Source organism: uncultured Serinicoccus sp. (assembly GCF_947487915.1).
Taxonomy (GTDB): Bacteria; Actinomycetota; Actinomycetes; order Actinomycetales; family Dermatophilaceae; genus Ornithinicoccus.
In genome coordinates, this window is sequence record NZ_CANKYH010000002.1 from 44,845 (window position 1) to 65,598 (window position 20,754).

The following is a 20,754-nucleotide window of genomic DNA, read 5'->3' on the forward strand; positions in this document are numbered from 1 at the left end:
GTGCCGTCAATCCCGGCGCGGTCGACGACTTGGAGGCGGGCGGGTCGCAGAAGAGGGAGGGTGCCCGGCTGCCCCGCGCGGGAGAAGCCGTCGTGCCAAGCCGGGTGCCCCTAGCTCCCGGTCCGCGCAGAGACCTGTATGACCCCGTGGGCACCGCGCTCGGCGTCGGCCATGGCGTGGGAGACGAACGGGTAGGACCCCGCCTCGGGCAAGGTCAGCTCGACGAAGCCGCCCTGCGCCGCCAGCAGGCCGAGCGTCTGCGCCCCTGCGCCCTCGGCCGGGCCCTCGGGGCCCCCGAGGCGCCAGGTCCCTTCGGCGTAGACGGTGTCGAACTGGCCGCCGACGACGTGGAAGGAGGTCGACCGGCTCGGGCCGGCGTCCAGCACCCACAGGCGCACGCGGTCACCCACCTCGGCGTGCAGGACGTGCTCGTCGTACTGGTTGGCGATGCCGTTGAAGGTGACGAAGGTCGGCCGGTCCGCGGCGGCCGCGACGGCGTCGACCTCGGCCGCGGGCGCGCCCTGTTGACCCGTGGCGGGGGAGAGGTGCACCTCGGACTGGACGATCAGGTACTCCCGATCCACCGGCGGCAGACCCTCAGTAGGTTCGATGATGACCGCACCGTGCATGCCGGCCGAGATGTGGCTGGTCATAGGCATGGTCGAGCAGTGATACATCCAGATTCCGGCCCGATGCGCGGTGAAGGTGTAGACGAGGGACTCCCCGGGTGGGATGGTGCGCATCGGCTCGTCGGGGGCCAGTGCCCCGGCGTGGAAGTCGAGCGAGTGACCCATCGTGCCGTCGTTGACGAGGGTCACCTCGAAGACGTCGCCTACATTGCCGCGCAACGTAGGCCCCGGCACCTGCCCGTTGAAGGTCCAGCGGACCTGGGTGATACCGGGAGCGACCTCGAGCTCCTCCTCGGTCGCCCGCAGGGTGAGCCGGTGCGTGGTGCCCGCGGTCGTCGTCACCGGCGACAGGACCGGGTCGGCCGGGGCGGCCACTGAGGCCTGGGGGTTCAGGTGCACCACGGCTGGGCCGGCGGCGTCGGCACCCTCGGCGTCGTGCCCTGTGTGGTCGACCGAGGCGACGGGCGCCCCGTCCTCCCCGGCAACCACGACGTCCAGGACCATGCCCATCTGCCGGTGGCCGACGATGGTGCACCAGCCCTGCGCCGACTCCCCGACGACCCCCAGGTCGAGCGTGGCCGACTCTCCGGGTGCCAGGCGGGGCGTGCGCTCGCCGAGCACCTGCAGGTCGTGCACGTTGGTGGGGTCGGTGTTGGTCAGCTCGATGACGAGGCGGTCGCCGCGGGGCACTTCGATGCGGGCGGGCTCGAAGCGCATGTCGACCGCGGCTACCAGCACGGTGGTGGTGCTGCCGGTCGCCACGACCTCGGCGGCCCCACCGGCCGGTGTGCCTGCCGGCAGCCCGGCTGCGGCCGGGTCGAGCGCGACGCCGACCGACACGGCCATCACGAGCGTGGACACCGCGGCCACCAGCTGCCCGCCGGACCAGACCGAGGGCATCCGGTCCGGCGCGCCGGCGGGGGTCCCGGGCGTCGGGGCTGCCCGGCCAGGGCTTTCCCCCCGGGCCCGGGCCGCCTCCACCTCCTTCTTGGCGCGTACCGCGGCGTGGATCCCCCCGAGCATCAGCGGGACGAAGGCCGCGAGGGCGAGGACGACGAGGGCGGACAAGATCACCCGCACCATGCTCGGGACGGGCAGCAGGCACAGAAGCAGGCCGCCGTTGATGACGACCAGCCGCGCCGTGCCCCAGCGGTCGAACCACGCCTGACCGGCGCGCACGACCGTCTTGCCACCGCCGAGCACCGACGGGACAAGGTAGGACAACGCCCCCTGCACCAGCTGGGCCGCGAACCCCACGACGAGGATCGCGGTGGTGGTGCCGAAGCCGGCGGTGAACTCGGCCCAGCTGTGCGTGGTCGACAGCCGCACGAGGACGACCATGATGCCGGCCAGCCACCAGACCAGCGACAGACCGACCGAGGCAGGGGCGAACTCGCGCGGGCGTGCGGTCCGGGCCGGCGTGAGGACCGCGGAGGCCCACCACACCAGCGCCACGGCATACAGGCCGAGCGCGGCGACGGTGACCCAGCGCAGGTCGGCCAGGGCGCCCGCCACGAGCAGCGCGATCGCTCCGGAGAGCCCGGGAAGAGCCTGTCGCGCGCGCCGCTCCGCGTCGGGCCCGATGGGGGTACGCAGCATCGTCGGCCACAGGGTGAGCAGGGTGCCGGTGACGGTCAGCCCGACCCAGCCCAGGATGTTGACGGTGATGTGCGCCAGCAGGATGCGCCCGTGCGTCGAGTCGTCGAGTCCGAGCGCGAGGGTGGCGCCCAGGGCGACGCCGACCGGCAGGCAGACCGCGGCCGCGAGGTAGTAGCGCACCGTCACTCGGAACCGGCCCGGCAACGCCGCGCGCAACCGGCGGAAGAGCTGGACGCCGTGCCAGACGACGGCGGCGGTGACCAGGGCCGCCCCGGTCGCGGTGACCCACCACTGCGCCGTGGGCACGCCGATCAGGGTGGTCGTGGTGCCGACCAGGAGCAGCACCAGGCGGCGGTTCTGCTGGCGCCGGTCGTCGAGGCCGGGCGCGGTCTTCAGCAGCGCTTGGGTGAAGTGGGTGCTCCACACCATGATCGAGTGCGTCAGGGCGCCGAGCAGCACCAGGTGCACCATGAGCCAGCGCGAGCCGGGCACGAAGGGGTGCACCAGGGTCGTGGCAACCGCCAGCACCATCCACAGCACGCCGGGGTAGTCGCGCAGCGGCCACCGGCCGCGTGCGCCGCCCGGGCGGGCGGGACCGGTGGGTCGTGGGGTGGTGGCTGCAGGGCTGGTCAGGGCGGACATGCGGGCGCGTGGTCCTCGGTCGTGGGGGAGGGGTGTCTGGTATGGCGTGCGCGCCCGGTCGGGCGGCGCCGTGCGCCGGCCGCAGTGAGGACCGTGACGGCGACGAAGAGCAGGACGGCCGCGACGTTGCCGACGAGCGCGGCGTGCCAGCCGGCCGTCGTGCCGACGCCCACCGTGAGGACCCGGCCGAGCAGGGTGACGTGCAGCAGGACCAGCGGGCCCCACATCGCTGCCGTGTAGGGCAGGCGGACCCGGAGCACGGCGGGCAGGATCACCGGGGCGTGGGCCAGGATCATCGACATCGCGAAACCGAGGAAGGTGGTGTGGACCACGATGTCGTAGCCGGCGGCGGAGACGGCCGGCGACCCCAGGAGCACCAGGCCCAGCCCGGCGACCGCCAGCCACGCGTAGCCCGTGAGGAGCGCGGCGGCCGCGAAGCGCGGGAGGCCGCTCGTGCGGACCAGCCGGCGGGCGACGTCGTGCCGCACGAGCCAGGCGGTCAGGAACAGGAGCGACACGCCCAGCAGGCGCCCACCCGTCGCCGGCCACAGCACGGCGGCAAGGGCGGCGCCGGTGAGACCTGCGGCGTGGGCGATCAGGGTGGCCTCGGCACCGCCCGGCATCGCCAGACGGGCCAGCTCGACGCGTTCCGCGCCGATGGTCAGCACGACGAAGCCGATGAGCAGCGGCACCACGGTCGCCACCTCTACGCGGGTGAGCAGGAGCCCGGCCGCAGCGGCGTGCACCGCGCCGAGGGCCTGCACCGACACGAGCAGGTCACAGTTGCGCCGCCACAGCGCGAGGTAGACCACGACGAGCAGCAGCATGCCTTGCACGAGCAGCAGGCGTCCGAGCAGGGGCTGGGGCAGCAGGATCAGGGCGAGGGCGCCGGCACCGAGCAGGGCAGGCGCGAGCAGGGGCCAGGTCGTGCGCAACGCCACGGCCCGTTCGAGGGCGATGACGGTGCCGAGGAAGCCCAGCACCATGAGTGGCCCGTGCAGGACCGCGAGCCGCGCGCTGCCGACGGGGGCGGGCAGACCGGACAGGGTGAGCGCGGCGTCGAGGCCGGCCACGAGGGCCAGCCCGCCGCCGAGGATGAGCACCGGGGCCCAGCGTGGGCTCCGGTCGGTCAGGCTACTGCCCGTGCTCATCATCGGTCCGGGACCTGTTCCCATGACCTGGCTGGTGGTGCCGGTGCCAGTTCCGGCGGCGCCGGTGCCGGCGTCGCCTCGTCGACCTCGGCCCAGTCGGGAGAATCCAGAGCGATCGCCGCGGCGGGGAACAGGCCGTTGTCCTCCCGGTCGATGTGGTGGCGCAGGTCGTGCAGGAAGGTGTCGACGAGCACGGGGTCGGCGTCGGCTTCGGCCCGCCGGATCGCCTCGAGCTGCGCGTCGAGCGTCGTGTGCTCGGCGCAGAGGCTGTCGATGTGCTCGGTGAACTCCTCCTGGCGGCGCAGCACGGCGAACAACCCGGTCTCCTCGTCGCGGGTATGCGGGTGCAGCAGCGCCTCGACCCGGTCGACGGCCGCCACGACCTGCGGGGCGCTGCGGCCCTCGCAGGCCCGGCGCAGCTCGCCGGAGGCGTTGATGATCTCGGTGTGCTCGGCCATGAACCGGCCGATGACCCCGATCGACTCGCAACCGCAGTAGGTGCACATCCTCAGGAGGCGCGGGTGAACCGCAACGTCCAGGCCTCGGGGCCGCGGACCCGGTAGTCCCAGCTGATGGCCACTCCCTCGTCGGTGCAGCCGCAGCCGCCCTCGCGGACCTGGGTGAGGCGGAGCTCGGTGTGGGTCATGGGAATCCTCCGGTGTTCGCGCGTGGACGGTGGTGGGAAGGGTGAGGCAGGTGGGGCGGCGGCCGGTCAGCCGGGCTTGGGGGCGCCTGGGCGGGCGTAGCGCATCCAGGTGATCGCCACGCACATCACGGCCCAGGCGATGCCGATCAGGTAGAAGAGGGTCGGGCTCATGATCGTCAGGCCGACCCCGAAGAGGAACGGGCCGAAGGCGGCGATCGCGGCAGTCCACCCGATGACCCCGCCCGCCTGCCGGCGCTCGAAGATCATCGGCATCTGCTTGAAGGTCGAGGCGTTGCCGATGCCGGCGAAGAGGAAGATGGCGAGCATGCCGAGGAGGAAGTGCCGGAAGTCGCCGCTGAGCGCCTCGGCCGAGCTGGTGTCCGGGGTCAGCGCCGGGATGGTCACCGCGATCGAGGCGATGAGCCCCAGTCCGGAGATCAGCGTCCAGACGGCGCCGCCCATCCGGTCGGTGAGCGGAGAGAACAGCACTCGGGCGCCGGCGCCGATGAGCGGGCCGAGGAAGACGAACGCGACGACGTCGGGCACGTCGTAGCCGCTGACGAGCAGCTCGGCGTCCGGTCCGGTCCCGCGCACGATGGCCTCGTTGCCGATGCCGTAGAGGTTGGCCATGAGCAGGCCGAACTGCGCGGACAGTCCCGAGAAGGTCCCGAAGGTCATGATGTAGAGCAGCGTCATCCACCAGGTGTCCTGGTTGGAGAAGATGTCGAACTGCTGGCGGATGTTGGCCTTGATCGGTACCGACTTCAGCATCGTCCAGGCGAGGGCGGCCCCGACAACCATGAGCGGGATCCACACGAACGCCGCGTTCTGGTACCAGACCTCAGTGGGTGGTTGACCCGGCACCTGAAGCTGCTGGTTGCCGCCGAACACCGCTAGGGCGCCGATGGCGATGAGGTAGGGGGTCAGCAGCTGGACGAGAGAGACGCCGAAGTTGCCGATCCCGGCCTGCAGCCCCAGAGCCGTGCCCTGCATCCTCTTCGGGAAGAAGTAGGAGGTCGAGGGCATGAAGCCGGAGAAGGCGCCACCGCCGATGCCGGCCAGGAAAGCCAGGACCATCAGCTCCCAGTAGGGCGCGGAGGGCTCCTGGACCCGTACACCCCAGCCCAGGGTTGAGGCGATGAGCAGCAGTGAGGTGAGGCTGACCATCTTGCGCGTGCCCATGACGGGCGGGAGGACCATCCACACCAGGCGGAACAGGCCGGCGGACAGCCCGGGCATGGCGGCCATCCAGTAGAGCTGGCCCTTGGTGAACTCATAGCCCAGGCCGTTGAGCTTGGGGATGATGGCGCTGGGCAGGAACCAGGCCACGAAGGCGAGCGTGAGGCAGAACGTGGTGATCCACAGGGTGCGCCAGGCCAGGCCCTTGTCCCAGGTCTGCTCGTTCTCGGGGTCCCAGGACTGCAGCCACTCCCCTCCGGTGCGGCGGTCGTCGACGGTGCTCATGCGCGGGTCTCCTCCAGGGTCGTGCCGGTACGGGCGTCGGTGGGCGCGGCGGCGGGGCCTGCCGCCGGCGCAGGCTCAGGCGCGGGCGCTGGTGCCTCGATGTCGACGGACAGCTCGGGCGAGCGCTCGTGCAGCATCTGCACGACCGTCAGGTGCATCCAGACCAGGCAGACGGCGGTGAGCAGGAAGATGACGAAGAAGGTGGACGTGGGGAAGCCGGACCAGGCCGTGGTGTAGGCGAACAGCGGCGGGAGGAAGAAGCCGCCCAAGCCACCGAGCATGCCGACGAGGCCGCCAACGGGTCCGACGCTGCCGGGGAAGTACTCGGGGATGTGCTTGTAGACCGCGGCCTTGCCCACGCCCATGGCACATCCGAGCAGGAAGAGGAGGGCGGTGAAGGGGACGACATGCATCGCGTAGCCCAGGTGCTCCGTCTGAGTCCCGTCCGCGTGGTTGATGACGACGTGCCCGTTGGGCATCATGAGGATGCCGGAGGTCAGCAGCATGAGGAAGAACGTGCCGTACATCGCCCGGCGCGCACCCCATCGGTCGGAGAACCAGCCGCCGACGGGCCGCAGCAAGGAGGCAGGGAAGATGAAGACCGCGGTGAGCAGGCCGGCCGCGGCCAGCGAGACGCCGAAGTTGTTCATGTAGTAGAGCGGCATCCAGGCGGACAGCGCGACATAGGCGCCGAACACCGCCACGTAGTAGAGACTGAACCGCCACACGCGCACCTGCGACAGCGGCGCGAGCATCTCTCGCATCGGCTTAGTGGCCCCGGGCATCCTGTCCCGGGCGGGGGTGAGGACCCACAGCGCCGCCGCCATCAGGAGTAGCAGGACCGCGTAGACGACGGGGATGAGCCGCCAGCCGCCCTGCAGGCCCAGGACCACCGTGGTGCCGGCGGTGGCTGCGATGATCGGGGGGCCGATGAACTTGGTCACCGAGGCGCCCACGTTGCCGGCACCGAAGAGCCCGAGCGCGAAGCCCTGCCGCTCGCGCGGTGCCCAAGCGGCGTTCCAGGCGATGCCCACGCTGAACGCGTTGCCCGCAAAGCCGACGAGGAACGCCAGCACCAGCAGCATCGCGTAGCTGTCGGCCCGGCTGACCAGGAAGGCCGGCACCGCAGTGATCACGAGAATGGCGGTCATCACCTTGCGACCACCGATGCGGTCCGCCAGCATCCCCGCCGGCAGGCGCCACATCGCCCCGTTGAGCACGGCCAGCGCGCTGACCCAGGAGAGCTGGGTGTCCGTGAGCCCGAACTCCTCCTGGATGGGCTTGCCCAGAATCCCGAACATCAGCCACACGGCGAACATCAGCGTGAACGCCACCGTAGAGGTCCACATGACCCGGTTGGCGCCAGACCGCTTGGCCGACATCGGGTCAGCCAGGGGAGCAGTGGTGCTCATGGGCTCTCCTAATTGGAGGATCGCGCTCATCACAATGAAGACAGGGCGACCCTACACCCTGTAGGAGGTCCAGGTGCACGATCTGGCGTGCGGCGTGCGTGACACGGAATTCGAACACGACGGGATGTCGTAATAGCCCGTCTACCAGGACTTTCTCGGTTCATCGCGTCTTCGGCGGTGGTGATTGCGCAGGGCGCTACACGTGGCTTAGATTGAGCGGGCAACCTCCGATAAAAGGAGTCCTCATGTCCGGTACCGAGCTCGGCTGGTCGTCTCGCGGGCACGACTCGCTGATGGTGTCCGCCGTCCGGCGCTCGATCGTCGAACAGCTCCGGGCCCTGCCACCGCTGGCGGTGCCCGGCCGCCCCACCCGTGACACCGGACTCACGGCCGCCGAGCTCGGCCAGGAGCTGGGGCTGCACAGCTCGACCGTGCGCTTCCATCTCGACCAGCTCGTCGACGGCGGCCTGGTGGAGACCCACGTCGTGCGCAGCGGCGGTGCCGGCCGTCCAGCCAAGCGCTACGTCGCCTCGGCAGTAGAGCAGGTGGGACCGGAGCCGGCGATCGAGGGCCCCTACCAGGTCCTGGCGACTGTGCTGGCCAGCGCGCTGGACCCCGCCAAGGGTGAGAGCCCCACCCCGGAAGAAGCAGGGGCGCTGTGGGTGCGCCAACGCCTGGGCGCCGACGGCGCCGAGCCGTTGGCCGAGCCCGCCCGCACCACGGGTGAGTGGGTGGGCAAGGTGGGGGCGGTGGTCGACCTGCTCCAGGAGTGGGGCTACACCCCCGACCTGGAGATGTCCGGCCGGCAGGGGGACGTACGCATCACGCTACGTGACTGCCCCTTCCTCGACCTGGCCCGAGAGATTCCTGAGGTCGTCTGCGGCGTGCACCGGGGGCTGCTGAAGGGTGCCCTCGAGGTGGCCGGTGAGGCCAAGGCTGGCGTCAGCCTGCGTCCGTTCGTGGCCTCTGCCACCTGCCATGCGGTGCTGCTGCGCGACCGTACTCCGCCGGGCGAGCCCATCGAGCCCGGACCCGCGCGCTGGGAGGCCTCTGCGCGCGCCGTTCCGGCCGACGACCCCGCGACCCCGACCGACATCCCCGCCGACGCACCAGGAGACCCTGCATGAGCGACACCACCTCTGCCCGCCTCGACGGCCCGCTCAGCGATGCCTTGGTCGGTACCCGCAGGTTCTTCACCCGGGGACGGGTCTCGGAGGATCGCCGGACACTGAGCCTGGAGGGCGGACGCAGCGGCGACTCCTTCTACCGTGACCGCTGGAGCCACGACAAGGTGGTTCGCTCCACGCACGGCGTCAACTGCACCGGTTCCTGCTCCTGGAAGGTCTACGTCAAGGACGGGATCATCACCTGGGAGGCCCAGCAGACCGACTACCCCTCGGCAGGCGCGGACCGTCCCGAGTACGAGCCGCGGGGCTGCCCCCGAGGGGCGGCCTTCTCCTGGTACACCTACAGCCCGACCCGGGTGCGCTACCCCTACGTGCGCGGCACCCTGCTGGAGATGTTCCGAGCCGCCCGTCAGCAGTACGGCGACCCGGTGCTGGCGTGGGCCTCGATCGTCCAGGACGAGGAGAAGGCACAGGCCTACAAGGCGGCGCGCGGCAAGGGCGGTCTGGTGCGGGCCACCTGGGAGGAGGTCGTGGACCTGGTTGCCGCTGCGCACGTCTACACCGTCAAGCGCTTCGGCCCGGACCGGATCGCCGGATTCTCCCCGATCCCGGCGATGTCGCCGGTGTCCTACGCCTCCGGCGCCCGCTTCCACGAGCTCATCGGCGCGCCGATGCTGTCCTTCTACGACTGGTACGCCGACCTGCCCAATGCCTCGCCGCAGATGTTCGGCGACCAGACCGACGTCCCCGAGTCCGGCGACTGGTGGGACGCCGGGTACCTGATCATGTGGGGCTCCAACGTCCCGCTCACTCGCACCCCCGACGCCCACTGGATGGTCGAGGCGCGCTACCGCGGCCAGAAGGTCATCGCGGTGGCGCCCGACTACGCCGACAACGTCAAGTTCGCCGACGAGTGGGTCGCCTCTGCCCCCGGCACCGACGGTGCGCTCGCCTTGGGTATGGGGCACGTCGTCCTGCGTGAGTTCTTCGTGGACCGCCAGGTCGAGTTCTTCACCGACTACAACCAGCACTTCACCGACCTGCCCTACCTCGTGACCCTCGACCCGGTGGACGGCGACGAAGGAGCCTCGTTCACCGGAACAGAGGGAACGGGCGAGCGGAGTGAGCACGGAGCAGTTTTTCGTCCCGGCAAGTTCCTCGTCGCCGGCGACCTCGAGAACCACCCCGAGTCCGGCAGCGAGAACGCCATGTGGAAACCGGCGGTCCTCGACGGGGCGACCGGTGAGGTCGCGATCCCGAACGGCTCGATCGGCCACCGGTTCGGTGAGGAGGGCGAGGGCCGCTGGAACCTCGACCTGGGCGACATCCGCCCGGTGCTCTCGCTCTACAGCGACACCGGCGAGGCGGTCGAGGTGGCGCTGCCGCGCTTCGACAACCTTGAGGGCCAGCAGGTGCTGGAGCGTCGCGGCGTGCCGGTCCGCCGGGTCGGCGACCGGCTGGTCACCACGGTCCTGGACCTCATGCTCGCCCAGTACGGCGTGGGCCGCGACGGGCTGCCCGGTGTCTGGCCGTCCGGCTACGACGACCCATCGGCCCCCGCCACCCCCGCCTGGGCGGCCGAGATCACCGGCGTCCCTGTCGAGCAGATCATCCGGATCGGCCGCGAGTGGGCGCAGAACGCGATCGACACCCAGGGTCGGGGCATGATCCTCATGGGCGCGGGCATCAACCACTGGTACCACTCCGACCAGATCTACCGCGCCCTCCTGGTCCTGACCTCGATCACCGGCTGCCAGGGCCGCAACGGCGGTGGCTGGGCGCACTACGTCGGCCAGGAGAAGGTCCGCCCGATCATGGGGTTCCAGCACCTCGCCTTCGCGCTGGACTGGGTGCGGCCGCCGCGCCACATGAACCAGACGTCTTACTGGTACGTCCACACCAGCCAGTACCGCTACGACACCTTCGACGCCGACGCGGTCAACGGCTCGACCGGCGCCTTCACCGGGCGCTCCACCATGGACCTGCTCGCCCAGGCCGTCCGGCTGGGGTGGGTCCCGTCCTACCCGCAGTTCGACCGCAGCTCCCTGCAGGTGGCCGACGAGGCCGCCGAGGCCGGTATGGCCGCCGGTGAGTACGTGGCCAGCCAGCTCAAGGACGGCACGCTGCGGTTCGCGGTCGAGGACCCCGAGAACCCGGATAACTACCCGCGGATCCTCTCGCTGTGGCGGTCCAACCTCCTCGGCTCGTCCGCCAAGGGCAACGAGTACTTCCTCAAGCACCTGCTCGGCACCGACAACGCGGTGCGGGCGGTGGAGGCCTCACCGGAGCACCGGCCGCTGGACGTGGTCTGGCCCGAGCGGGCCGGTGAGGGCAAGCTCGACCTGCTGCTGACCCTCGACTTCCGGATGACCAGCTCGACGCTGTTCTCGGACGTCGTGCTGCCGGCCGCGACCTGGTACGAGAAGCACGACATCAACACCACGGATATGCACCCCTTCATCCACTCCTTCAACCCGGCCATCGCGCCGCCGTGGCAGGCCAAGAGCGACTGGGAGGCGTGGAAGGCGATCGCCAGGCGGTTCTCCGAGCTGGCGGTCGACCACCTGGGCACCCGCAAGGACGTGGTCACCAAGCCGCTGTGGCACGACACCCCCGAGGCGATGGCGACCGTGCACGGCCGGGTGCAGGACTGGCGCACCGGCGAGGTCGAGCCCGTGCCGGGCCGCACGATGCCGGTGGTCGCCGAGGTCGAGCGCGACTACACCGCCGTCTACGACAAGATGACCTCGATCGGCCCGCTGCTGGAGAAGGTCGGGATGCTGACCAAGGGGGTCAAGTACGAGGTCGGCCGCGAGGTCGACATCCTGCGCCAGCGCAACGGCACCGTCCACGGGGGCGTCGCCGACGGGCAGCCGAGGATCGAGACCGACATCCAGGTCGCCGACGCGATCATGCACCTGTCCGGTGTCAGCAACGGCCACCTGGCGACGCAGGGTTTCCGGTTCCTGGAGAAGCGGACCGGCACCCAGCTGCACGACCTCTCTGCGGAGCACGAGGGCAAGCAGATCACTTTTGCTGACACCCAGGCGGCGCCGGTGCCGGTCATCACCTCCCCGGAGTGGTCCGGCTCGGAGAGCGGTGGGCGGCGCTACGCACCGTTCACGATCAACATCGAGCGCTCCAAGCCGTTCCACACCCTGACCGGGCGACAGCACTTCTACCTCGACCACGACTGGGTGCAGGGGATGGGGGAGTCGCTGCCGACCTACCGTCCGCCGCTGAACATGACCACGCTCTTCGGCGAGGACCCCGTCGGCCGGCAGAGCGAGCACGAGGGCGCGGTCGCGGTCGCGGTCCGCTACCTCACTCCGCACAGCAAGTGGTCGATCCACAGCGAGTACCAGGACAACCTGTTCATGCTCTCGCTCTCCCGGGGCGGCCAGACGATCTGGATGTCCGACGTGGACGCCGCCAAGATCGGGGTGCGCGACAACGACTGGATCGAGGCGGTCAACCGCAACGGCGTCGTCGCCTGCCGGGCTGTCGTCAGCCACCGGATGCCCGAGGGCACGGTCTTCATGCACCACGCCCAGGACCGGCTCATCGACGTCCCGCTGACCGAGACCGACGGCAAGCGGGGCGGCATCCACAACAGCCTCACGCGGATCCTGCTCAAGCCGAGCCACATGGTCGGCGGCTACGCCCAGTTCTCCTACTTCTTCAACTACATCGGGCCGATCGGCAGCAACCGTGACGAGGTCACGGTGATCCGCCGGCGCACCGCCCCGGTGACCTACTGAACCGCCCGACGCACGACAGACCGACCTGAGGAAGAGAGAGAACATGCGCGTCATGGCACAGATGGCCATGGTCATGAACCTGGACAAGTGCATCGGGTGCCACACCTGCTCGGTCACCTGCAAGCAGGCGTGGACCAACCGGCAGGGCACGGAGTACGTCTGGTTCAACAACGTGGAGACCCGGCCCGGGCTCGGTTACCCGCGCGGCTATGAGGACCAGGAGGTGTGGAAGGGCGGTTGGGAGGTCACCGCGAACGGCCGGCTGAGGCTCAAGGCCGGCGGCCGGCTCACGAAGCTGCTGAACATCTTCTCCAACCCCAAGATGCCGAGCATCAACGACTACTACGAGCCGTGGACCTACGACTACGAGACGCTGCTCAACGCCCCGGCGCAGGACACCTTCCCCGTCGCGCGGCCCACGTCGCTGATCTCGGGCAAGCACATCAACATCGCCTGGTCGGCCAACTGGGACGACGACCTCGGCGGCTCCACCGAGCACGCGGCCATGGACCCGATGCTCAAAGGCATCGAGGACAAGGTGAAGTTCGAGTTCGAGCAGACCTTCATGTTCTACCTGCCGCGGATCTGCGAGCACTGCCTCAACCCCAGCTGCGCGGCCTCCTGCCCCTCCGGCGCGATCTACAAGCGCGAGGAGGACGGCATCGTGCTGGTCGACCAGGACAAGTGCCGCGGCTGGCGGATGTGCGTCACCGGCTGCCCCTACAAGAAGGTCTACTTCAACCACAAGACCGGCAAGGCCGAGAAATGCACCTTCTGCTACCCGCGCGTCGAGGTCGGCATCCCGACCGTGTGCGCCGAGACCTGCGTGGGCCGGCTGCGCTACATCGGCCTCATGCTCTACGACGCGGACAGGGTGCTCGAGGCGGCTGCGGTCGAGGACGAGCACGACCTCTACGAGGCCCAGCGCAGCGTCTTCCTCGACCCCCGCGACCCGGCGGTCGAGCGCGAGGCGGAGCGGGCGGGCATCCCCGGTGACTGGATCGAGGCGGCCAAGCGCTCGCCCGTCCTCAAGCTCATCACCGACTACAAGGTCGCCCTGCCGTTGCACCCGGAGTACCGCACGATGCCGATGGTCTGGTACATCCCGCCGCTGTCGCCGGTCGTCGACGTCATCAAGGACACCGGCTACGACGCCGAGGACAAGGACAACCTCTTCGCGGCGATCGACGCCCTGCGCATCCCGGTGGAGTACCTCGCCAACCTCTTCACCGCCGGCGACACCCGGCCGGTCGAGGCGGTGCTGCGCCGCCTCGCCGCCATGCGGTCCTACATGCGCGACATCAACCTGGGTCGCGACCCCCAGGCGCACATCGCCGAGGCCGTCGGTATGGAGGAGGAGGAGATGTATGAGATGTTCCGTCTCCTCGCGATCGCCAAGTACGGCGACCGCTACGTCATCCCGACTGCGCACGGGGAGCAGGCGCACGCCCTGGAGGAGCTGGCCACGGACTGCCCGGTGACCTCTTTCGACGACGAGCTGCTCGACTCCTCCGGCCCGTTCGGGGAGGGTTCGGGCCGCGGCGCCGTCACCCCGGTCGCGGTGGAGAACCTCATGATGCTGCAGGAGCGCGCCGGCGCCGACACCCTCGTCTCCGGCGGTGCCAAGCGCGGGCGCGTCAACCTGCTCAACTGGGACGGCCGCGGCATGCCCGAGGGCCTCTTCCCCCAGCGCGAGGAGGGCGTGGAGGTCTCGGCGGGTGGCGGCACCTCGCAGCAGCCCATGGACGACCGGTCGCTGCTGGATGGTGGCCAGGCCCGGCCGGACAACGTGGCCGGCGCCGACGGAGGGCCGCAGCGATGATGCCCTGGCGGCGCCACCGGCGGACCAGCCCCCGGTTCGACGCGCGCGCCCAGGCCGATACCTGGCAGCTGTGCTCGTTGCTGCTGGACTACCCGGGGGAGGACCTGCCCGGGCGTCTGACCGTGCTGCGGGAGGTCGTCGCTGGGCTCCCGCGGGCGGCGGGCGAGCCGCTGGGCCGGTTCCTCGACCACGCGGAGGCCGTCGGCCTACCGGAGCTGCAGCGCGACTACGTCGACACCTTCGACGTGACCCGCAAGTGCGCGCTGCACCTGACCTACTTCCTGCACGGGGACACCCGCAACCGGGGCGTGGCGCTGGTGCAGTTCAAGCAGCTCTACCGCCAGCACGGGGTCGAGCTCGACGATGCGGACAGCGAGCTTCCTGACTACCTTCCCGTCGTCCTGGAGTTCGGTGCCACGGTCGCGCCAGAGACAGCGTGGAAGGTGCTCAACGACCACCGGGTGGGCGTCGAGCTGCTGCGCCGCGCGCTGGACCGCCGTGGCTCGCCGTGGCTCGATGTCGTCGGCGCGGTGCGTGCCACCCTGCCCGCGCTCGACGGCGACGACGAGCAGGCGCTCGCCCGGCTCATCGCGCAGGGCCCGCCGCAGGAGACCGTCGGGATCGATGACGCTCCCTACGCGATGGACCCCGCCCTCGACGTTCTTCGCACGCCCCCGACCGATGGGTGCGCGCCCGCCGGCGGCGCGCCGCATACCCAGTCCCTCGGACCGACCATCCCCGTAGGAGCCCCTCGATGAGCACCTTCCTCTGGGTGATCTTCCCTTACATCTGTCTGGCGACCTTCGTCGTGGGTCACTTCTGGCGCTACCGCTACGACAAGTTCGGGTGGACCACCCGCAGCTCCCAGCTCTACGAGGACAGGCTGCTGCGCATCGGCAGCCCGCTGTTCCACTTCGGCATCCTCTTCGTGGCCGTCGGGCACTTCATGGGGCTGATGGTGCCGCAGAGCTGGACCGAGCGGGCCGGGATGAGCCAGGAGCTCTACCACGTCGTGGCGCTGCTCGGCGGGCTGCCGGCGGGCATCGCCTGCCTCGTCGGCCTGGCCATCCTGGTCTATCGGCGACGTACGGTCGGGCCGGTCTTCCGCGCGACGACGGTCAACGACAAAGTGATGTATGCCGTGCTCGCCGTGGTCATCGTGCTCGGCATGTGGAACACCATCGCGGGCACCCTGCTCAACTTGGGCATCGCGGGCGACCACTACAACTACCGCGACGGTGTCTCGCCGTGGTTCCGTCAGATCTTCTGGTTCCAGCCCGACGCCTCGCTCATGGAGGGCGCACCCATCGGCTTCCAGCTGCACGCCCTGCTGGCCTTCCTGCTCTTCGCGATGTGGCCGTTCACCCGCCTGGTGCACGTCTTCTCCGCGCCGATCGGCTACGTCACCCGGCCCTACATCGTCTACCGCAGCCGCGACGAGCGGCCTGGGACGGCGACCGGAACCCGCGCGCAGAAGCGCGGCTGGGAGCGGGTCCAATGAACGAGCACCCCGTGCTCGACGACCCCGATCAGTCCCGCGCCCAGGACCCCTCGTCGGTCGTCGACCTGCGCGCCGCGGGTGAGGCGCTTCTGGAAGAAGCCCGCTCCACCGGTCGCGGCCGAGCGGTGCGGGCGGTCGTGCGCCAGCCCGGCCAGAGCCTCGTCCTGCTCGGCCTGCCCGCCGGTGGCGGTCTGCCCGAGCACGACGCGCCCGGTCCGGCCTCCCTGCTCTGCCTCTCCGGCCGGGTAGTCCTCTCCAGCAACGGGACGTCGTGGGCCCTGCCCACCGGCACAGCGCGCGTCATACCCACTTCGCGCCACGACGTCACCGCCGCCGTGGACAGCGTCTGCCTCCTCACGCTCTCGCTGCCGGACTCCTGACCGTGCCCGGACAGGTCGTGGACCTCCTGGTCCTGGCCGGCGGCCGCGGAACGCGGCTCGGGGGCCGGGACAAGGCGGCGCTGGAGGTGGGCGGCCGGTCGCTGCTGGCACGGGTGCTCGACGCCCAGCCGCTGCTCGGGGGCGGGGTGGTGGTCGTGGGCGACACTCCTGTGCCAGCGGGTGTGCTCCGGACGGTGGAGGAGCCCCCCGACGGGGGCCCGGTCGCCGGCATCGCCGCGGGACTGGCGGCGCTGCGCGGCGGCGCCGAGGGCGACGCGGGCGTCCACGGCCCGAGCGGAGGACAGGCCGGTGCCCGGTCAGCCGACTGGGTGGCAGTCGTCGCGGTCGACCAGCCCGGTGCCGCGGTCGCGCTGGCCGCGCTGCGCGCCTCGGTGGACGTCGCGGCGGAGCACGTCGACGCTGTCGGTCACCAGGACGCTCAGGGTTACCGGCAGTGGCTGCTGGCCGTCTACCGCCGGGTCTCGCTGGAGAGGGCGTTGGGCCAGCTGGGGCAGGTACGCGACCTCTCGGTCCGCCGTCTCGTCGCCGACCTGCGCTGGCAGGACGAGGAGTCCGGGCGGGAGTACCTCGGGGACGTGGACACCTGGGCCGACGCCCGGGACTGGGAACATCGCCTGCAGGGTGGGCCGATGACGACGGACGAACCGCAAACGAAGGGATAGATGGTGGCGACCGTGAGGTACTTCGCCGCTGCGGCTGAAGCGGCCGGCACCCAGAGCGAGCAGGTGCCCGCCGAAGACCTAGGCAGCCTGCTCGACCAGCTCGCCGAGCTGCATGGCGCCGGGCTCGGCCGCGTGCTCTCGCGCAGCACGGTGCTGATCGAAGGCCGCTACGTCAGCGACCGATCGCTTCGCCTGGGCCAGGACGCCGTCCTGGACGTGCTGCCGCCCTTCGCCGGCGGCTGACGGACCTCAGCCGCCGATGGCGCTCATGGGCCGGGGCGGCTGCAGGAAGTCGGGCTGGTTGATGCCGTGCCCGGGCAGCTTGGCGGTGATCGAGGCCCGCAGCAGCGCGGCCAGCTCGTCGTCCGAGGCGCCCTCGCGCAGGGGGGTCCGCAGATCGGTCTCCCCGGCGGCGAAGAGGCAGTTGCGGATCATGCCGTCGGCGGTCAGCCGGACCCGGTCGCAGCTGCCGCAGAACGGCATCGTCACCGACGCGATGGCGCCGACGGTGCCGAGCGGTGCGCTGCCGGGCGCGGCGCCCAGGGGCCGGACGTCGAAGAGCTCGGCCGGTGCGCTGCCGCGGGCCTCGTCCGGTTGCGCGGTGAGGTCGTAACCGGTGCGCAGCTTGGCCAGGATCTCTGCGCCGCTGATCATCTGCGAGCGGTCCCACCCGTGCTGGGCGTCCAGCGGCATCTGCTCGATGAAGCGCAGCTCGTAGCCGTGCTCGAGGGCGAAGGTCAGCAGCGCCACGACGTCCTCGTCGGCGTCGTTGACCCCGCGCATGAGGACGGTGTTGATCTTGACCGGGACCAGCCCGGCCGCGGCGGCGGCGTGGACCCCGGCGAGGGTGTCGGCGAGCCGGTCCCGCTTGGCGAGGGCGATGAAGACGTCGCGCCGCAGCGTGTCCAGGCTGACGTTGACCCTCGTCAGGCCCGCCTCCCGCAGGGAGGCGGCGTTCTTGGCCAGGCCGATGGCGTTGGTGGTCATCGAGATCTCGGGCGCCGGGTCCAGCGCGGCGAGTCCGGCGACGACGTCCACGAGGTCACGGCGCAGCAGCGGCTCGCCGCCGGTGAGCCGGACCTCCTCGATGCCCATGGACACCGCCACGTCGGCGAGGCGCACGACCTCCTCGGTGGTGAGCATCGTCGCCCGGGGCAGCCAGGGCACGCCGTCCTCGGGCATGCAGTAGGTGCAGCGCAGCGAGCAGCGGTCGGTCACCGAGATGCGCAGGTCCCGGTGCACCCGGCCGTAGCTGTCGACCAGCGGGTCCCGGATCATCAGTGGTCGCCCCCCACTACTTGATCGACCAGGTGAGCAAGCAGCGGCCCGATGACCTGCATGCCCTGGGTCACGGCCGCCGGGCGGCCGGGGAGGTTGATGACGAGGGTGCCGCCGACACCGCGCTCGGCCGGCCAGTCGACGACCCCGACCACTCCGCGCGACACCGCGGCGTAGGGGGTCTGCCGGGATCCCTCCCGGCGCATCAGCTCGGCCATGCCCGGGTTCTCCCGGGTGATGACCTGCCGGGTCCCCTCGGGGGTGAGGTCGCGAGGGCCCATGCCGGTGCCGCCGGTCGTGACGACGAGCCGGGCGCCGTCGGCGACGGCCGCCCGCACTGCCCCCGCGACCGACTCCACCCCATCGGGGACGACCACAGGGGCCTCGACGGCATACCCGATCTCCCGAAGAGCCTCCACGAGGCGGCGGCCCGACTCGTCGTCGCGAAGCCCGTCCGAGGACCGGTCCGACACCGTGATCGCGGCTGCCTTCCGACGTGCTGGTGGCGCATCGCGTGAACTCATTCCCCGACCCTAGCCGCCCCCGACTGCTGGGTCGCCGCGCCTGAATAGATGGGTCGATGACTACTGCACGATCATGCGACGGTGTCACCAGATCGTGCAGCAGTTCCGCGCTCGTCCATTTCGGGTCCCTTCGCGTCCACCCGGTTCGGGGTGAGGTATGAGGCCCCTGGTCTGCGCCGACGCGGACGAGGGGCTTTCCGCGTGGCTGGCACGCCTCGCCCCGAGGTCGTCACCCGGCGGCGCTGACCTCGAGGAGGCTGCGCCACGGGTCCTCGAAGCGCAGGGTGCGGCCGTCGTGCTTTGCGGGGATGTCGTGGTGCCGGAGTCGCTCGGCGAGGGCGTCGACGTCCTGGGTGGTCGGGACGACGATGGAGACCTGCCCGAGTCCGATCGTGGCGGCCCGGGCGCCTGCGCCGCGGCTGCCCCAGCTGTTCATGGCCATGTGGTGGTGGTAGCCACCGGCGGACACGAAGATCGCGCCGTTCCACTGCGCGGTGACCTCGAAGCCGAGGGCGTCGACGTAGAAGGCTCGGGCGGTGGGCACGTCCCCGACCTTGAGGTGCACGTGGCCCACCTCGGCGGTGCTGGGGGCCTGCCCCCCACGGTGGTCCCGCAGGAAGTCCTGCGGGTCCAGGGGGAGGGCATCCATCACCACCCGGCCCTGCTGCCAGGTCCACTCCTCGCGGGGGCGGTCCCAGTACAGCTCGATGCCGTTGCCCTCGGGGTCGGTGAAGTAGAACGCCTCGGACACCAGGTGGTCGGCAGAGCCGACGAAGACCGAGCGGGGGTGTCGGGCTGCGCGGGCGACGACGTCCGCGAGGGCGGCACGGTCGGGGAAGAGCAGAGCGGTGTGGAACAGGCCCGCCTGGCCGGGCGCCGGGGCGGGGAGCCCGGGGGTGTGGACGAGGACGACGAGCGCGTCACGTCCGCGGCCGAGGACGCTGGTGGCAGCCGGTCCGACGGCGGGGGAGCCACGGTCCACGGTGGTGCGGCTGGCCTCGCCGGGCAGCTCCTCGAGCCCGAGGGCGTCACGGTAGTAGGCGCTCATACCCGGGAGGTCAGCCACGTGCAGGGTGACGGCGTCCATGGCGGTGGTGTCGGGCAGGAGGAGGTCGCTGCTGGGGTCGGTGCGCACCGGAGAGGGGGTGATCGCACCCTGAGCTGGCGTCGTGCGGGAATCGGCGGTCATGGCGGGCCTCAGAAGTTGTCGTGTCAACTAACACATCGAGAGTAGCAGCATACAGTTGTTGCTACAACCGATAGGCGTCTCCATGGTCGTGGAGGTTGTTCCGTCAACCATCGGCCATACTGATGCGATGACGACGACCTGGTTGACCGATCCGGAGCGGGCGGCATGGGTCCGCCTGGCAGCCGTGCTGGAGCGGCTCCCCGGCGTGCTCGACACGCAGCTACGCAGGGACAGCGGGCTCACCCACTTCGAGTACTACACGCTGGCCATGCTCTCCGAGGCGGAGGGCAGCACGCTGCGGATGACCGCTCTCGCAGCCCAGACCAACGCCACCCTGCCGCGGCTCTCGCACGTGGTCAGGCGTCTCGAGGGTCGAGGCCTGGTGGCCCGTATGCCGTGTCCTGAGGATGCCCGCGCCACCAACGCGAGCCTGACCGACGCCGGGTGGGGTGTGGTCCAGGCAGCTGCTCCGGGCCATGCCGCCGCCGTCCGCGGCGCCGTCATCGATGCTCTGACCACCACCCAGATCGACCAGCTGACGGCGATCACCTCGGCGATCCTGGAGCGGATCGATCCCGACCGGACCATGGCTGCCATCTACAGCCGGTACGACGAACCGGCCGAGGACGACCCGGGTGCCTCGACACGAGATGACCCCGATGCGCCGGTGGGTCAGCGGTAGGTCATCCGCGACGCCGTCGGAGAGCAGAGGGATAGCGTGGGTGGGGTCAACGAGGCGAGGGAGCCGCTGCGCGTGGTCGGCGAGGTGGTCGGGTGGATCGGGCACACTCCGGAGTCGCTGCAGGCCATGCGAGCCGGGCTGGCTGCCCTGCAGCGAGAGGGCAGGGCGCAGATCGACGACTGAGGGGGCCGCTGTTCCGTTGGTCAGGCCCTGGCAGCGCCTGCAGGGGTGGTGATGAGTCGTGGCCGGCCGGGCAGTCTGCAT

At 70.8% G+C, this 20,754-nt stretch carries 18 protein-coding genes and 1 pseudogene; 10 read left to right on the forward strand and 9 right to left on the reverse strand.

Annotated features, from left to right (window positions below; genetic code table 11):
- Nucleotides 1–110 precede the first annotated feature (110 nt).
- From Q0795_RS02010 to Q0795_RS02035, 6 genes are all read right to left on the reverse strand, one after another.
- Nucleotides 111–2,870, reverse strand: a complete 2,760-nt coding sequence (locus Q0795_RS02010; RefSeq protein WP_298885852.1) for a multicopper oxidase domain-containing protein — start codon at nt 2,868–2,870, stop codon at nt 111–113.
- Nucleotides 2,858–4,021 (reverse strand): hypothetical protein, encoded by a 1,164-nt coding sequence (locus tag Q0795_RS02015; RefSeq protein WP_298885853.1) that lies wholly within the window; start codon nt 4,019–4,021, stop codon nt 2,858–2,860. The genes Q0795_RS02010 and Q0795_RS02015 overlap by 13 nt, the downstream gene beginning before the upstream one ends.
- Nucleotides 4,021–4,479: a hemerythrin domain-containing protein gene (locus Q0795_RS02020; RefSeq protein ID WP_298885855.1), complete on the reverse strand. Its 459-nt coding sequence runs from the start codon at nt 4,477–4,479 to the stop codon at nt 4,021–4,023. The genes Q0795_RS02015 and Q0795_RS02020 overlap by 1 nt, the downstream gene beginning before the upstream one ends.
- Nucleotides 4,480–4,529: 50 nt before the next feature.
- Nucleotides 4,530–4,667 carry a hypothetical protein gene (locus tag Q0795_RS02025; RefSeq protein WP_298885857.1) on the reverse strand — a complete coding sequence of 46 codons (138 nt, stop codon included), beginning with the start codon at nt 4,665–4,667 and terminating at the stop codon, nt 4,530–4,532.
- A gap of 66 nt (nt 4,668–4,733) precedes the next feature.
- Nucleotides 4,734–6,131, reverse strand: coding sequence for an MFS transporter (locus tag Q0795_RS02030; protein ID WP_298885860.1), 1,398 nt, complete (start codon nt 6,129–6,131; stop codon nt 4,734–4,736).
- Nucleotides 6,128–7,543 (reverse strand): nitrate/nitrite transporter, encoded by a 1,416-nt coding sequence (locus tag Q0795_RS02035; protein ID WP_298885862.1) that lies wholly within the window; start codon nt 7,541–7,543, stop codon nt 6,128–6,130. The genes Q0795_RS02030 and Q0795_RS02035 overlap by 4 nt, the downstream gene beginning before the upstream one ends.
- Nucleotides 7,544–7,788: 245 nt before the next feature.
- Between Q0795_RS02035 and Q0795_RS02040 the strand changes: the two genes are divergently transcribed.
- The 8 genes from Q0795_RS02040 to Q0795_RS02075 are packed head-to-tail and all read left to right on the forward strand — an operon-like array spanning nt 7,789 to nt 17,060.
- On the forward strand, nt 7,789–8,670 hold the full coding sequence (locus Q0795_RS02040) for a helix-turn-helix domain-containing protein (RefSeq protein ID WP_298885863.1): 882 nt from the start codon (nt 7,789–7,791) through the stop codon (nt 8,668–8,670).
- A complete protein-coding gene (locus Q0795_RS02045) occupies nt 8,667–12,431 on the forward strand; it encodes a nitrate reductase subunit alpha (protein ID WP_298885865.1) in 3,765 nt (1,254 codons plus the stop codon). The genes Q0795_RS02040 and Q0795_RS02045 overlap by 4 nt, the downstream gene beginning before the upstream one ends.
- 43 nt (nt 12,432–12,474) lie before the next feature.
- Nucleotides 12,475–14,253 carry a nitrate reductase subunit beta gene (gene narH / locus Q0795_RS02050; RefSeq protein ID WP_298885867.1) on the forward strand — a complete coding sequence of 593 codons (1,779 nt, stop codon included), beginning with the start codon at nt 12,475–12,477 and terminating at the stop codon, nt 14,251–14,253.
- Nucleotides 14,250–15,011 (forward strand): nitrate reductase molybdenum cofactor assembly chaperone, encoded by a 762-nt coding sequence (narJ, locus tag Q0795_RS02055; protein ID WP_298885868.1) that lies wholly within the window; start codon nt 14,250–14,252, stop codon nt 15,009–15,011. The genes narH and narJ overlap by 4 nt, the downstream gene beginning before the upstream one ends.
- Nucleotides 15,008–15,754 carry a respiratory nitrate reductase subunit gamma gene (gene narI / locus Q0795_RS02060; RefSeq protein WP_298885870.1) on the forward strand — a complete coding sequence of 249 codons (747 nt, stop codon included), beginning with the start codon at nt 15,008–15,010 and terminating at the stop codon, nt 15,752–15,754. The genes narJ and narI overlap by 4 nt, the downstream gene beginning before the upstream one ends.
- Entirely contained in the window at nt 15,751–16,134 is a 384-nt protein-coding gene (locus Q0795_RS02065) for a LuxR family transcriptional regulator (protein WP_298885871.1), read from the forward strand. The genes narI and Q0795_RS02065 overlap by 4 nt, the downstream gene beginning before the upstream one ends.
- A 2-nt stretch (nt 16,135–16,136) precedes the next feature.
- On the forward strand, nt 16,137–16,817 hold the full coding sequence (locus Q0795_RS02070) for an NTP transferase domain-containing protein (RefSeq protein WP_298885873.1): 681 nt from the start codon (nt 16,137–16,139) through the stop codon (nt 16,815–16,817).
- A 12-nt stretch (nt 16,818–16,829) separates the two neighbouring features.
- A complete protein-coding gene (locus Q0795_RS02075; protein ID WP_366942445.1) occupies nt 16,830–17,060 on the forward strand; it encodes a MoaD/ThiS family protein in 231 nt (76 codons plus the stop codon).
- Nucleotides 17,061–17,066: 6 nt separating this feature from the next.
- Here Q0795_RS02075 and moaA read toward each other — a convergent pair whose 3' ends face one another.
- The 3 genes from moaA to Q0795_RS02090 all read right to left on the reverse strand — a co-directional run bounded on the left by moaA (nt 17,067) and on the right by Q0795_RS02090 (nt 19,706).
- Nucleotides 17,067–18,095 (reverse strand): GTP 3',8-cyclase MoaA, encoded by a 1,029-nt coding sequence (moaA, locus tag Q0795_RS02080; RefSeq protein WP_298885875.1) that lies wholly within the window; start codon nt 18,093–18,095, stop codon nt 17,067–17,069.
- A complete protein-coding gene (locus Q0795_RS02085; RefSeq protein ID WP_298885877.1) occupies nt 18,095–18,619 on the reverse strand; it encodes a MogA/MoaB family molybdenum cofactor biosynthesis protein in 525 nt (174 codons plus the stop codon). Before Q0795_RS02085 ends, moaA begins: the two co-directional genes overlap by 1 nt.
- Nucleotides 18,620–18,848: 229 nt before the next feature.
- Nucleotides 18,849–19,706, reverse strand: a complete 858-nt coding sequence (locus Q0795_RS02090; protein ID WP_298886601.1) for a VOC family protein — start codon at nt 19,704–19,706, stop codon at nt 18,849–18,851.
- A gap of 229 nt (nt 19,707–19,935) precedes the next feature.
- Between Q0795_RS02090 and Q0795_RS02095 the strand changes: the two genes are divergently transcribed.
- A complete protein-coding gene (locus Q0795_RS02095) occupies nt 19,936–20,490 on the forward strand; it encodes a MarR family transcriptional regulator (protein WP_298886604.1) in 555 nt (184 codons plus the stop codon).
- A gap of 60 nt (nt 20,491–20,550) precedes the next feature.
- Nucleotides 20,551–20,673 (forward strand): annotated as a pseudogene (locus Q0795_RS02100) (NAD(+)--rifampin ADP-ribosyltransferase); the annotation flags it as partial.
- Between the last annotated feature and the right edge of the window lie 81 nt (nt 20,674–20,754).